The sequence below is a fragment of the Alcanivorax profundi genome, from assembly GCF_003597125.1.
Taxonomy (GTDB): domain Bacteria; phylum Pseudomonadota; class Gammaproteobacteria; order Pseudomonadales; family Alcanivoracaceae; genus Alcanivorax; species Alcanivorax profundi.
On record NZ_QYYA01000001.1, the window covers coordinates 227,178 to 240,622 of the forward strand.

The window sequence follows — 13,445 nt, forward strand, 5'->3', positions numbered from 1 at the left end:
ACGTCATCGATCAGCTGACGGGATCAATCACCGGGAAGACATCGGTGGCACCCAGCAGATCCAGAATCACCAGAATCAGGATGATGGCAAGCACGATGCCCAGCACGCCCTGACCTGCGGGCAGCTCTTCAGATTTCTGTGCCAGTTGCTGCAGCTCCTGATGAGAAAGACGATCCAGACGCTCGCTGACCTGTTCCTTGGTGACACCATTTTTTTCCAGTGCCTGCGCGGCGGCCTGATGATCCATCAACTGCATGACTTGCGCTTTCATGGCGGCGCGATCCTGTTGCTGGATGACGGTATCGTTACCGACCATGGCCGCATGGGCGGCCGGGACGACCATCAGTTGCATGAACAGGAAAATGGATGACGCAACGAGTCCTGTCAGTCGCTTGGACATGGTGGGGTTCTCCTTCTCAGCTCAAGTTAGAATTACTGTGACGCTATTGAAGAAAAATATCTGCACCCCCATGCCGGTTTTTTACAAGGACTTTACCGATTACTGCGCTTTTTACACCGTTTTGCGCCAGTTGTTGCTGGGCATGCTCTGACATAGCGGCAGGTAAACAGAACACCAGACCTCCACTGGTTTGCGGATCGCACAAGGCTGTTTTCAGGGCCTCGCTGACGCGCTCGTGCGCCTGGCAATGCATCAGTATCTGCCGGTTGGTGTCGCTCAGCGTACTGGCGATGCCTTCCTGAATCAGTGTCAGGGTGCCGGGCAACAACGGGATCTTGTCGGTATCCAGCGTCATGCTGACATCGCTTTGCTGGCAGATTTCATGCAGATGGCCCAGCAAGCCAAAACCGGTGATATCCGTGCAGGCATGGACCGGCAGTGACCCCATGGCGTCACAAGCGGGACCATTGCTGAGCAACAGGCTGTCGAGGGTGGCCGCGAGCCAGGGGCTGCGCAAGGCGTTGCCGTGCATCATGGCAGCCAGTTGGACGCCACTGCCCAGCGGTTTGGTCAGAATGATCACATCGTCGGGCTGGGCGCCGCGTTTGTGCCACAGGACATCGGCCGGTGCGCTGCCATTGACGGTAAACCCCGCGGCCATTTGTGGCCCTTCTGTGGTGTGTCCGCCGACCAGGGTGCAACCGGCACGGTTCAGCTCTCGTACGGCCCCCGCCATTAACCGCTGCAGGTCTCGGCCCTGCAGTTTGGGGTGATGCCAGTTCACGGTGATATTTGCCAGGGCGGAATGGGGCCGGGCGTTCATGGCATAGAGATCACTGAGGCTGTGTAGTGCGGCAATCCGGCCAAACCGATACGGTTCATCCACAAAGGCGGGGAAGTGATCCAGGCTTTGCACCAGTCGCTGGCCGGCGGGCCAGTCGATCACGGCGGCATCGTCGGCGGTGTCTACCCCGGCGTCGATGCCGGCATTGAGATGGGGTTGCAGGTCGGCGAGTGCGTCGCTTAACGCCTGGCTGCCCACCTTGGCTCCACAGCCCGCGCAGTGCAGTGGCATTGCTTGCGAAGAGGGGGCGCTCGGGGGGGACGACATGGTAGGCAAGTCGATACCGAACTTGTCCATGAAGCGGCGATCAATGCGATCTTTCCAGCGCCAGACGAATTTCCCCGACAGGGCAGGCAGTCCGGCTCGGGACGCCACCGCTTGCTTGTCTCCGGTCGACAGTAACGACAGAAAATGGCGTTGGGGCCGATAGGGTTTCAGCGGGGCTTCGGTTATGGCGGCGCGTAAATTATGGGCGAGCACCGCGGCCTGGCGTACCGCGTAGACCCCGGCCTTGGGCAGGGGGGAAGGGAACGCTGCACAATCGCCTGTGGCAAACACGCGCGGGTGGCTCAGGCTGCGCAACTGCGCGTCGACTTTTACAAAGCCCTGAGCGTCACAGGCAAGCGAACTGTTCGCCAGCACCGGGATGCCGCGCACCCCGGTGCACCACACGATGCCGTCTGCGGCCAGCGGCTGGTCGTTGGCCAGCAGTGTTTCTGCGTTCTCGGCCCGGGTCACCCGGGTGTGCTCCTGTAGCCGGATATTATAACGCTGCAAGTGCCGTCGCATGCGTGCTTGCACTGCGGCACCATAGCCCGGCAGCAGCGTGCCGCCGGTGAGCAGGCTGAAGGTCACGGGGCGTTGTTGCTGGCGGCAATACTCCGCCATGGCCAGCACCATTTCTGTGCCACCGGCACCGCCGCCGACCACGGCCAGATGGTGTTTATCAGCGTGGTTGCGCCATTGCTGCCAACGCTGCCAGAAGGTGGCGACGGGTTTGACGGCGAGCACCCGGGGGTGGCTGTCGCCGACCGGAGACAGGTCCGGTGTGGCGCCCACGTCCAGGCTCAGCCAGTCATAACCCAGGGTGCTGCCGTCACTGAGCTGCACGGTGTGCTGATCGGCGGCCAGCGAGGTGACGCTGGCGTGGACAAAGCGGACGCCGGTGGCCAGACACAACCGGTACAGATCGACCTGGGTCTCGGCGGGGGCATAGTGCCCGGCAATCAGCCCGGGCAGCATGCCGGAATAGGCACTGGTCGGGTCGGATGACACCAGCGTGATACGCACGCCGGGTATCGGCCGCATGGCCAGCATGCGCAGGGCCAGACAGTGGCTATGGCCACCGCCGATGAGCAGCAAATCGGTGTGGGTGGGAGGAATATTCACAGCAGAATGTCGCCTTTCAGGTAACAGCGCGCTTCACCACTCAGCGATACCCTGTCGCCGCTCATCTCGCAGAACAGTTCGCCGCCACGAGCGGACAGCTGCCGGGCATGCAGTCGTTTTTTGCCGAGTTTGTCTGCCCACCAGGGCACCAGGGTGCAGTGGGCCGAACCGGTAACCGGGTCTTCGGGCACCCCTTTTGCGGGGGCAAAAAAGCGGCTGACGAAATCACAATCCTCTCCGGGGGCGGTCAGCATCACGGCAAAGGTATCCAGTGCCGCGATGGCGGAAAAGTCCGGCTGGTATTCACGAACGCAAGCGGCACTGTCCACTTCGATGAGCAGATCACGGGCTTGCGCGGCGGCGCGAATCGGTACGCCCAGAGCGTGTTCGAGCGTGCTTGTTTCGGTGATGGGGGTCGCAGGCCGGGCAGGGAAGTCCAGCGTTAGCCGCTGGCCGCTGCGGGTGACATACAGTGGCCCGGAGGCAGAGTTGAAGCGCACCCGTTCCCCGGCAAACCCCAATGCATTAAAGACCACCCATGCGGCGGCCAGTGTGGCATGACCGCACAAATCCACTTCTACCCGGGGGGTAAACCAGCGTAGTGCATAGCCGGTGTCATCCGGCACCAGAAACGCGGTTTCCGACAGGTTGTTTTCCTGTGCGATGTTCTGCAGCAGGGCGTCGTCCAGCCAGCGCTCCAACGGCACCACTGCGGCAGGATTGCCCCGGAACAGGGACGAGGTAAAGGCATCAACCTGGTAGAGCTTCATATTTCCCTTTGCAGCCGTTGTTCACGATGGGCGACTTACACGCCGAGCCCGGGTTTGAGCCGCAGGCGTTTACGCAGTCCGCGCGACAGGGCATCGACACCGAGATTCAAGATGACCGTGGCCAGTATCAACAGGGCGGTACGGTCAAAACGGAATTCCGCCACGCTGGAATCAATATAGAAACCCAGGGTGTGGATGCCAAGGATCCCCAGTACTGCCGTTTCCCGCATGATCACTTCCCAACGGTATAACAGAAAGGCCAGCAGGTTGGGGCTGACCCGGGGAAGGACTTCCCAGGCATACCGATTGACTCCGCTGGGGGCATCCGCCCTTAGCACCAGTGTTTCGCTGAAGCGCCCGGTCAGGTGCGCGACGATGGCACCGGTATGCAGCGCCAGCGCCATGATGCCCGGCAGCATGGACGGACCGAGCAAGATCAGAAAGAAGAAAGCCAGAAAAAACTCCGGCGTGGTGCGTAAGACCACCAGCAACCCATGGCCTGCATGGCGGCTTGCCCGGTTACCGAACAAGGGCGAAATCAGCGGGAACAGCACCAGTGACAGGAGTGCGGTGACCAGCAAGGCCGCCATGCCCAGCACAACGGTTTGCCACAGCCCGGGCCAGAGTTGCTGGTGCCAGAGGCTGATCAGCCATGACAGCAGCTCGCTAGTTCCCCCGCCATGGCGCAAGGGCGCCGGGACCAGATCTTCGGTGACAAAGCGAACCAGCGTGTCGAGCTGGCCATGGAAGAGCGGTGGCGCCCAGGCGATGGCGGCGATCAGGTAGAGAGGCACCAGAGCGGGTCGTAACCACCAGCGCAACGTAAAAATGAGGGCAAAGAACAGATACAGCAGGGCGGCACCCTGATCGTAGGTGCCTTCGCGAAAGGCGGTTTCCAAGTGAAAGCCAATGGTGGGCAGCCCGATGAAACCGAGGATGGCAGAGGCACGAAGGGCGCACTCCAGGCGATAGCCGCCGTAGGCGCGAAACGCTCGCCAGACCAAAGGTAAACGGGCATAGAAAAACAGGCTGAGGGACGAGGTGTGTTGCGGCAGGGCACGGCCGGGTGCCGGATCAGCTTCCTCCAGAAATTCACCGAATACCTTGGCAAAAATGCCGGCATAGGGGATGGCGATGGCGAGCACACCGGTGATGGTGCTGAGCCCGGTTATCTGCAACAACAGCAGCCCCCAGAACAGCTCATGAATGGCCCTCAGGCAGGCCGCCACACTGCGCACCGCCCGGCGATGCCAGAGCATGGCCATGAGGAAACCCAACAGCGCGCCAAGGGCGGTACCTTGCCAGGCGAAGGAGAGGGTATTGGCGAGGGCGCGCCAGAGAGCGTCGGTGGCCAAGAAATCCGGTGACAGAAAACCGCTGGCCATCCGTTGCAGTTCATGGCCGGGGGAGGAGCGGGTGATCTCCAGATCCGCGAGCAGAAACGCGAGCAGCCCGGCCACCGCCAGCCAGCCGCTGGTGCGGCGCCACTGGCTGGCGGTGGTATTCAGGGGCGGGGTCATTGGTAGAGCGCATCCAGATCCCCCAGCGACAGGCTGTCGCTGGGGGCATCCAGGGCGATCTCTCCGTGGCGAAGACCAATGATGCGCTGGCAGCAAGCCAGGGCCAGACTACGGTCGTGCAGGGCCACCACGGCGGTGGTGTGTTGTGCCAGGGTATGGCGGAGCAGCGTTAACCCCTGGTGTTCATCCAGGCTGGAGACCGGTTCATCGGCAAGCAATACTGGGCGCCGGGTATAGAGCGCACGGCCCAGAGCCACACGTTGTGCCTGCCCGCCAGAAAGTCGGTCGACGCTGGTGAACAGTTTGTCTTCCAGCCCCAGGGCCTGCGCCAATTCGCCCACGGCGTGTTTTTCCGCTGCACTGGGCAGCAGCAGCGTGCGAAGGTTGTAGAGGGTGGAGTGGCGTGCCAAGGCACCCATGTAGATATTGTGGAAGACACTCAGCATGGGTACGAGCGAGCCGGCCTGGGGGCACCAGGCCACCTGGTGTTCCTGCTGCTGACGCAGGGCCTCAAGCAGCGTGGACTTGCCCGCCCCGGATGGGCCGAGCAGGGCGACTATTTCACCGGCGCCGATACTCAGGCTCAGTGACTCAAACACCGCCTGGCCGGGATGGCCAAGCGATGCCTTGTCGAAGCTGAACACCTAGGGCGTGTCCAGCAGACCAATTTCCGCTGCGGTGTCTTCGATAGGGGCGTAATCGTCATTGCTGGCGGGGATGAATTTCTCCCGCGGGAAGGCATTCAACAATACAGGATCGTCGATGGCGAGCAGGACTTCGGTGACTTTCTGGCTGAAACCGTCACCAAATTTCTCGTCCAGATCCCCGCGTACGGTCCAGTGGTAATCGGGGTACACCGGGGTTTCCCAGATGACCTGCACTTTGCCGGTATCGATCTTGCCTTCGGCCAGCTCGCGCTCCCAGACCTTGTAGTTGACCGCGCCGGTGGCATAGGCGCCGCTTTGCACGAGCGCAATGGTGCGGCTGTGGTCGCCGGAGAAACCGACCTTGTCGAACAGGGCATCCGGTGCCTGGCCAAAGGTTTCACGCAGATAGAATTCCGGCATCAGACGGCCGGAGGTGCTGCCTTTGGAGCCGAAGGTGAAGGAGGGTTGGGCAACGAAGTCTTCGCCAAGGGTATCAACCGGGCTCAAGCCGGTACTGGTGTTGGCAATAAAGTAGCTTTTGAAAGCGGTGTCTTCCTGGCCCTGGGCAATGGCTTGTGAGCCCGGTACCAGACGGCGCGCCTGCACCCCCGACAGCCCGCCAAACCAGGCCATTTGCACTTGATCGTTGCGGAAGGCGGTGACCGCTGAGGCGTAGGATTTCACCGGTACGTATTTCACGGGTACGCCCAGTTGCTCTTCCAGATAGAGAGCAACCACGCCAAAACGTTTTTCCAGTTGGGATTCATCCTGATCCGGGATGGCGGTGAAAGTGAAGGTCCCCAGGTGAGGCTCGTTGTTGCAGGCAGACAGCAGCATGGCCATCAGCAGAGCGGCAAGCAGTTTGAAGCGCATTGTTGACTCCGTTCAATAGGGAGGCGTACCGGGCGGAACAGAGTGTGCGGGTGCCGTGGGCCCGGCCAGACACGACGGGGAAATTATAGGAATGCTGACGCCGGGTTGCCAGAGCCGGTTAACACTACCGGGATGGCTCCTTCACAGGCCCGTTAGTCAGTGCGGTTGACTGGCATTGCGCTCATTCAGAAACGCCATGACCTCGTCACGGCTTCCCTCGAACACGATCTCGCCATGCCGTCGGGAAAGCATGTAGTCGTACATGGGGTCGTAGTAATCTGCCAGCAGGGTGTGAATCCATTCGCGATGCAGTTCGGTATCGCCGTTGATGGCCTGGACCGCAAGTGCTTCCTCCAGCACCTGACGCAACTGCTGGTGGCGCAGGCCGCCCAGGCGCCGGCGAATGCGGTCCATGGCGGCAAGCAATTCCTCACCCAGTTGCTGCAGCGCCTGTTGTTCACCAAAGTGCTGGCGATACTCCTGCAGTGGGCCGACCACATAGTCCTCCAGCGTGACCTGAACACGAGACGCCAGCGTCTCATTGATCACGATGCGCGGCTGGCTCTTGATACGGTCCTGCAGACTGAAGGGTAAATGGCAGCGTCCGATCAGCTTGCTTTCATCTTCCAGCAGCACCGTGTGATGGTTGGCTGCGTGGGCTTTCAGCAGGTCAATGCTGAGGGTGTTTTCAAAATCAATTTGGCTGGGCTGCCCGCCGGGGCGACGCCCAAATGCGGACCCGCGGTGATGTGCGATGCCTTCCAGATCAATGGCGTTGGGCTGGGCTGCGATGACACGGGTTTTGGCGCAGCCGGTTCTGCCGCACAGGATTTCGAAATGTTGGGCAGCGATGCGGTTTTCCAGCTGGTTGAGCAGGAAGGTCCGCATGGCCTTGTAGCCACCCCGAATCAGTGGGGCATCGACCCCGGCCTCTTTTAGCCAGGCCTGCGTGGTCTGGCTGCGCAGGCCGCCCCGGAAGCAATAAAGATAGCCGTGGGGGTTGTCGCGCCACCATTGCTGCCACGCTTGCATGCGCTTGTCCCGCTCTTCACCGCTGACCAGTTGGTTGCCCAGATCAATGGCTGCCTGCTGCCCATGCTGCTTGTAGCAAATACCGATCTGATGCCGTTCATCATTGTTGATCAGCGCAAGATTGGTCGCGGCAGGGAAGGCGCCCTTGGAGAATTCCACAGGGGCTCGCACATCCAGTAGAGGAATGTCGTTGAGAAACAGGGATAGATAATCGTGGCTGTCATCGCGCATGGGCAGGAAGTTTACGGCAGCAGCACGCGACAAGCTACAAGCTACGAACTACGCACGACTGGACGGGAAAACCCAAGCTAGATCCCGGTTTTAGGAAGAACGGAAACGCTTTCCAGATCGTTGGGTTTGGCGCCAGTAAATCACCCGAGAACCCGGCAGGAACCTGGCGCAGTGGCGTAACGCGGGCAGTGCGGCCCCGAAGGGACGAGCGAAGCGAGTAACCATGCTGCATGGTGAGCCGAGCCCAAGCGAGGAAGAGATCCCGGAAGCACATCCAACGGCTCCCCTGAACCGCTTCACGCACCTCTCCACTAACCCTCAGGCATAAAAAAACGCGGGCAGGGTATCGGGGAATCCCCGCAGCCCTGCCCGCGTTCTGGCGTCTGGCGCTTTACTCTGCCGGACGGATCTGGCCGGCCAGATGGGGCTTGATGCCGTCTTTGGCCAACAGGCGGAAATCGCTTCCGCCCTTGGCCGGCTTGTTCTCAAACTTGACGCTGGCAGGAATAAACATGGGCAGCTTGAACTGCACATCGACCGTAAAAGCGGTCTCGGGGAGCTGGTTTTGCAGTTCGGCCAGGCAGCGGGCCTTGGACCACATGCCGTGGGCAATTTGACGCTTGAAACCGAACAGCTTGGCCGACAGCGGGTACAGGTGAATCGGGTTGCGGTCACCGGATACCGCGCCATAACGGCGACCGGTATCACCGGGGACTTTCCACTCCACGGTGTCCGTGGCGGGCGCGGGCTTGGGGGCCTCTTTCTTCTTGCTGCCACCGCCGCCGCCGGTGCGGAAGAAATTCACGGATTCGCTTTCCCAAACACGCTCACCACCGGTGCTGATGCTGGTGAAGATAGAGAACTCGTAACCCTTGTCGACCTTGTTCAGGTTGCCCAGATAGCACTTCACATTGAGTTGCTCTTTCTCACTGATCGGGCGGTACTGGGTAATGCTGTTGCGGACATGCACCAGCCCCATGGCCGGGAACGGGAACCCATCACTGAGAATCAGGGCCATGTGCAGCGGGAAGGCATGCATATGGGGGTAGGTAACGGGAAGCTTGCCGTCTGCTGCGAAGCCACACACCTTGCGGTAAGCCGCCAGGTGTTTTTCGTCCAGCGCCACATCGTTGAGTCGCAGGCCGATTTCCGGCAGGGCCGGACTCTTGCCTGGCTTGACGGTGGCACGCAGCACTGCCTTGGCAAAGTTAACCACCATGGGGGGTGAATTACGCAGTTCGCGGAATTTTACCTCGCTCATTACTCGATCCTTTCCCTTTACCTGTTGTAAGCCGTGGCTTTGGTAGCTGGCTGATTCTCCGGGAAAGTATAGAGCAGCAAGGGCAAGCCGCTATTGGCCGCGCAGACGACGGCGCTGGCGACTCAAGCAGTCATCGGGCAGGGGTCAGGATTTCCACTGGCCCACGCCAAGGAAGATCAACCGCAATTGTTTTTCGGCGGTGCCAAGCACTTCCTGCTGGCCGAAGGTATCGCTTTCTTCCAGTTCCAGCATTTCCTGAGTCAGTGCAGTGACGTTGTTCACTACCAGGCCGGCCATCATTTGCAGGTCTTCAGCGCTGAGGTGGTTAAGGAAGGGAAAGCGAGCCATGTCCATGGCCAACTCGTTGGTGAACATGCGGATTTCACGGCGGATAGCATTGCGCATGGTGGGGGTACCACCAAACAGCTCCTTGGCGACGAACAGAAAATGGGCGCGGTTCTCGCGCACATAATTGAAGTAGGTCTCCATGGAGCCGCGCAGCATGTTTTCGTTGGGCTGATTTTCCTGTCGGACCTGACGCATCATCTGCCGCAGGGTGCGGAAGGACTCGTCCAGCAGGGTCAGCCCCAGGGCGCTCATGTCGGTGAAATGGCGATAGAAGGCGGTGGGAACCACGCCGGCGCGTTTGGTCACTTCACGCAGGCTCAGGCTGGAAAAGGGCGCCTTTTTGACCACCAGATCCAGGGCAGCCTCCATCAAGGCCTCACGGGTCTGGCCCCGTTTAGGCTTGCGGGATCTGCTGCTGCTTTCCTTGGACATCGGATTGGCCTCCAAAAATACGCTGTAAATTCTCCTCGTTGTGGGACGGTGATGCAACTAATTCCACAAAAAGCTTTGTAAGCACATGAAAATGAAAGCCTTTATTTTTTTAGTGAACAAGTGTTGACTTTAATCGCTGTGCTGAGAATAATGCGTACATCTGTTCACTTTAAGGGTTTTTCCCATGAACGCAACTACACAGACTCCGCGACGTTTTCAGCAAGGCCTTCAGCGCCTGTTGCAGTCCCGTGTTGCCGGGGTGCTCAGCTACCCCCACGGCGTTGATCGCTACCTGGAAGTGCTCAACCCACTTTGGTCCACCACGGAAGTCCGTGCACGGGTGGAGAAGATTGAACACCTGACGGCCGACAGCGTGACCGTGACCTTGCAGCCCAATACCAACTGGCAGGGCTTTATTCCGGGCCAGTTCGTGCAGCTGACGGTCAGCATTGACGGCAAGCGCCACACCCGTTGTTACTCTCCGGCCAACTCCCTGCATCGCACCGATGGCCGCATTGAGCTGACCGCCAAGGCCCATGCCAACGGCTTCGTTTCACGTTACCTGCGCGAGCAGCTGCAGGAAGGCGAGGTCGTCACCCTGAGCCCGGCTGGGGGTGAGTTTGCCCTGCCGGAGCAGCGCCCCGAGCGGGTGCTGCTGATCAGTGGCGGCAGTGGTATTACGCCGGTGATGTCCATGTTGCGCACCTTGTGTGATGAGGGCTATGACGGCGAGATCACGTTTTTGCACTACGCCAATCGTGCCGAAGACATGATCTATGCAGACGAGCTGGCGGATATTGCCACCCGTCACAACAACGTGACCCTGCTGCGTGCTTTTGGCGAGGGCGAATCGGGTGGCGAGTTGTCGGGGTTGTTCTGTAGTGAACACTTGTGCAGCTCTGTTCCGGATTTTGCACAGGCAACCACTTTTTTGTGTGGTCCGCCGCCGATGATGGCGGCAGTGGAAAAGGTCTGGGAAGAGGAAGGCCTGAGCGACCGGTTGCACAAGGAGCAGTTCACCCTGGCAACGCCACAGCTGGACACCAGTGATGAAGCGGGGGGCGAAGTGCGTTTTGCCCGCAGTGAAACCCTGGTCGCCAATAACGGCAGCAACCTGCTTGAGCAGGCCGAGGCGGCAGGCCTGACCCCGGAATCCGGCTGCCGGATGGGGATCTGTTACAGCTGCACCTGCAAGAAAACCGCTGGCAAGGTACGCGATCTGCGCACCGGTGAGATCAGCAGCGGCGATGAAGAAGACATTCAACTTTGCGTCAGCGTGCCAGTGGGCACGGTGACCCTGGACATTTAAAGGAAAGGAGTCAGCATCATGAGCATTTACCACACTCTGACCCCGGAACAATTTGACGCCATCGGCCAGGAACTGGATGCCATCCGTAACCGTGAAATCGCGGACCTGGGCGAGAAGGACGAGAAATACATCCGTACCCTGATCAAGCGCCAGCGTCAGCTGGAAGTGGCCGGCCGCGGCCTGCTGATGGCGGGTTTCCTGCCGCCGGCATGGCTTGCCGGGGTAGCCTGTCTGTCGGCTTCCAAGATCCTGGATAACATGGAAATTGGCCACAACGTCATGCATGGCCAATACGACTGGATGGGTGACAAGAATATCAACTCGCGGAACTTTGACTGGGACAACACCTGTACCAATACCGCGTGGAAGCACACCCACAACTTTGAGCACCATACCTTCACCAACGTGCTCGACAAGGATCACGACATTGGTTACGGCATTCTGCGTATGTCAGACGATCAGGAGTGGGAGCCGCGCTTTGTCCTGAACCCGATCCTGGCGGTGATTCTGTCCACCTTCTTCCAGCACTTTGTGGCGGTACAGAGTCTCAAGCTCGAGGACTACCTGATCTACAAGACCAAGACGAAGGAAGAGTTGAAGGCAGAGTTCAAGCCGACCTGGAAGAAGATGCGCAAGCAGTTGTTCAAGGACTATCTGCTGTTCCCGGCGCTGGCCGGCCCGTTCTTCCCGTTCGTGTTTGCCGGAAACGTGACGGCGAACCTGGCGCGTAACCTGTGGTCTTCCCAGGTGATCTTCAATGGTCACTTCCCGGAGGAGGTCGAGCAGTTCCCGGAGTCGGTACTGGAAGACGAAAGCCGTGGTCACTGGTATGTGCGCCAGATGCTGGGCTCGGCCAACTTTGAGGGTGGCCGTCTCATGCACATCATGAGCGGTAACCTGAGCTTCCAGATCGAACACCACCTGTTCCCGGACATTCCTGCGCATCGCTATGCAAGAATTTCTCCTGAGGTAAAGGCGATCTGCGAGAAGTACGGCCTGCCCTACAACACCGGCTCGTTCATGAAGCAATCGGTCAGTGTGTGGAAGCGGATTTTCAAGATGTCCCTGCCGGGCAAGCGCGGTGGAAAGGGCAAGGGTTTAATGGCAAAAGTCATCCCTCTGAAGTCTGAATCCGGCTCAACTTCCCGTCAGGCCGCGTGACCCGCTAGTCGCAGCAAAGAGCACCCGGTAGAGGCCGGTTAGCTGGTTCCGGCCCTGCCATCCTTATGCTACTCTCAGTCGATCTGAGAGTAGCTTTTTTCATTTTGGGGACAAGGCAAACGCATGGCAGAAATGACAGATTCCGGTGTGCTGTTGCGCATGGCCTACAAGGCCATGGTAAATGCCGGTATTGATGCTGATGCCGTGTTGGCAGAGGTCGGTCTCGACAAATCCATCTTGCAGGTTCCTGACCTGCGTACCCCCCACGATGCCCAGGAATGGTTCTGGCAGGCTCTTGAGAAAGTGTCTGGCGATGAACACATCGGTTTGCACCTGGGCCAGCATATTCCTGTCTACAAGGGGCAGGTGCTGGAGTACCTGTTTCTGTCGAGCCCTACCTTTGGTGAGGGTCTGAAGCGGGCGCTGGATTACCAGCGACTGTTGTCTGATGCCGCGCAGGGCGAATTGTTTGAGGAGGGAGAGCGTGTCTTCCTCAAGCAGATGATCTGGAGCAAACGCCTGAGTCATCTGAACGAATGCATGATGATGGGCATCATCAAATTCTTCCGGTTTGTCACTGATGGCGCTTTCGAGCCGCTGGAGATCCATTTTGGTCATTCTCCCCATGCGGACCAGAAGGAATATGAACGCCAGTTTGAATGCCCGGTGAAATTCGACATGCCCAGTGTGGGCATGTATTTCGATGCGTCGGTCATGAGCCTGTCTTCTGCCCACCACGAGCCGGAATTGCTGCACCTGCATGAGCAGCTGGCCAGCGAGCAGGTGGCACGGCTGGAAAAGCAGGATCTGGTGGCGCAGGTGAATCGCCTGATCGGGGAGCTGCTGGAATCCGGGCACGCCAACCTGGAAGAAGTGGCCGAACGTTTGGGTATCAAGGCGCGGCAGTTGCGCACCCGGCTTGCCGATGCAGGTACCAATTTCAACCAGCTGGTGGCCGATTACCGTTGTCGGCTGGCCAAACGCTTGTTGGCCGGCACGGACGAATCCATTGACGAAATCGTTTATCTGACCGGCTTTTCCGAACCGTCGACCTTTTATCGTGCCTTCAAGCGCTGGGTTGGGATGACCCCGATCGAGTACCGCAAGCTGAAAGCCGAAGAGGATGCCATGGGTTAGCCTGCCGGCGAATGACGGCAAGCTTACCAAAGGCGCCGTTGGCGCCTTTTTTGCTTAAATGGTCTGGATTGTTGTGCCTGTTGTGGAGCCC

Annotated in this window: 12 protein-coding genes; 3 read left to right on the plus strand and 9 right to left on the minus strand. The window is 59.5% G+C overall.

The genetic code is table 11. The features are described from left to right. Positions 1-10 precede the first annotated feature (10 nt). The 9 genes from D4A39_RS01025 to D4A39_RS01065 form a co-directional block, all read right to left on the minus strand. The gene (locus D4A39_RS01025) at positions 11-400 is read right to left on the minus strand and encodes a PA2779 family protein (protein WP_102791971.1); all 390 of its coding nucleotides are present in this window, start codon (positions 398-400) and stop codon (positions 11-13) included. A 43-nt stretch (positions 401-443) separates the two neighbouring features. Next, complete coding sequence (gene selD / locus D4A39_RS01030) at positions 444-2,633, minus strand: selenide, water dikinase SelD (RefSeq protein ID WP_233552377.1); 2,190 nt, start codon at positions 2,631-2,633, stop codon at positions 444-446. Beyond that, complete coding sequence (locus tag D4A39_RS01035) at positions 2,630-3,403, minus strand: PhzF family phenazine biosynthesis protein (RefSeq protein ID WP_119917351.1); 774 nt, start codon at positions 3,401-3,403, stop codon at positions 2,630-2,632. The genes selD and D4A39_RS01035 overlap by 4 nt, the downstream gene beginning before the upstream one ends. Positions 3,404-3,438: 35 nt before the next feature. After that, positions 3,439-4,923, minus strand: a complete 1,485-nt coding sequence (locus D4A39_RS01040) for a PhnE/PtxC family ABC transporter permease (protein WP_119917352.1) — start codon at positions 4,921-4,923, stop codon at positions 3,439-3,441. Further along, the gene (locus D4A39_RS01045; protein WP_119917353.1) at positions 4,920-5,567 is read right to left on the minus strand and encodes an ATP-binding cassette domain-containing protein; all 648 of its coding nucleotides are present in this window, start codon (positions 5,565-5,567) and stop codon (positions 4,920-4,922) included. Before D4A39_RS01045 ends, D4A39_RS01040 begins: the two co-directional genes overlap by 4 nt. After that, positions 5,568-6,443, minus strand: a complete 876-nt coding sequence (locus tag D4A39_RS01050) for a putative selenate ABC transporter substrate-binding protein (RefSeq protein WP_022985622.1) — start codon at positions 6,441-6,443, stop codon at positions 5,568-5,570. 156 nt (positions 6,444-6,599) lie between these two features. Then, entirely contained in the window at positions 6,600-7,739 is a 1,140-nt protein-coding gene (mnmH, locus tag D4A39_RS01055; protein WP_306461020.1) for a tRNA 2-selenouridine(34) synthase MnmH, read from the minus strand. A gap of 358 nt (positions 7,740-8,097) precedes the next feature. Beyond that, a complete protein-coding gene (locus D4A39_RS01060) occupies positions 8,098-8,967 on the minus strand; it encodes a MaoC family dehydratase (RefSeq protein ID WP_119917355.1) in 870 nt (289 codons plus the stop codon). A 144-nt stretch (positions 8,968-9,111) separates the two neighbouring features. Next, entirely contained in the window at positions 9,112-9,747 is a 636-nt protein-coding gene (locus D4A39_RS01065) for a TetR family transcriptional regulator (RefSeq protein ID WP_022985625.1), read from the minus strand. A 184-nt stretch (positions 9,748-9,931) separates the two neighbouring features. Here D4A39_RS01065 and D4A39_RS01070 point away from each other — a divergent pair, with 184 nt between their 5' ends. The 3 genes from D4A39_RS01070 to D4A39_RS01080 all read left to right on the plus strand — a co-directional run bounded on the left by D4A39_RS01070 (position 9,932) and on the right by D4A39_RS01080 (position 13,354). After that, positions 9,932-11,056: a ferredoxin reductase gene (locus D4A39_RS01070; protein WP_022985626.1), complete on the plus strand. Its 1,125-nt coding sequence runs from the start codon at positions 9,932-9,934 to the stop codon at positions 11,054-11,056. Between the two features lie 18 nt (positions 11,057-11,074). Beyond that, positions 11,075-12,217 carry a fatty acid desaturase family protein gene (locus D4A39_RS01075; RefSeq protein WP_022985627.1) on the plus strand — a complete coding sequence of 381 codons (1,143 nt, stop codon included), beginning with the start codon at positions 11,075-11,077 and terminating at the stop codon, positions 12,215-12,217. A 123-nt stretch (positions 12,218-12,340) separates the two neighbouring features. Beyond that, positions 12,341-13,354: an AraC family transcriptional regulator gene (locus D4A39_RS01080; protein ID WP_022985628.1), complete on the plus strand. Its 1,014-nt coding sequence runs from the start codon at positions 12,341-12,343 to the stop codon at positions 13,352-13,354. Positions 13,355-13,445: the final 91 nt, after the last annotated feature.

Bases quoted from the DNA above. Each gene is read 5' to 3' on its own strand.
- D4A39_RS01025 (WP_102791971.1), bottom strand. From the start codon at position 400: ATGTCCAAGCGACTGACAGGACTCGTTGCGTCATCCATTTTCCTGTTC.
- D4A39_RS01035 (WP_119917351.1), bottom strand. From the start codon at position 3,403: ATGAAGCTCTACCAGGTTGATGCCTTTACCTCGTCCCTGTTCCGGGGC.
- D4A39_RS01040 (WP_119917352.1), bottom strand. From the start codon at position 4,923: ATGACCCCGCCCCTGAATACCACCGCCAGCCAGTGGCGCCGCACCAGC.
- D4A39_RS01065 (WP_022985625.1), bottom strand. From the start codon at position 9,747: ATGTCCAAGGAAAGCAGCAGCAGATCCCGCAAGCCTAAACGGGGCCAG.
- D4A39_RS01060 (WP_119917355.1), bottom strand. From the start codon at position 8,967: ATGAGCGAGGTAAAATTCCGCGAACTGCGTAATTCACCCCCCATGGTG.
- D4A39_RS01080 (WP_022985628.1), top strand. From the start codon at position 12,341: ATGGCAGAAATGACAGATTCCGGTGTGCTGTTGCGCATGGCCTACAAG.
- D4A39_RS01050 (WP_022985622.1), bottom strand. From the start codon at position 6,443: ATGCGCTTCAAACTGCTTGCCGCTCTGCTGATGGCCATGCTGCTGTCT.
- D4A39_RS01070 (WP_022985626.1), top strand. From the start codon at position 9,932: ATGAACGCAACTACACAGACTCCGCGACGTTTTCAGCAAGGCCTTCAG.
- D4A39_RS01075 (WP_022985627.1), top strand. From the start codon at position 11,075: ATGAGCATTTACCACACTCTGACCCCGGAACAATTTGACGCCATCGGC.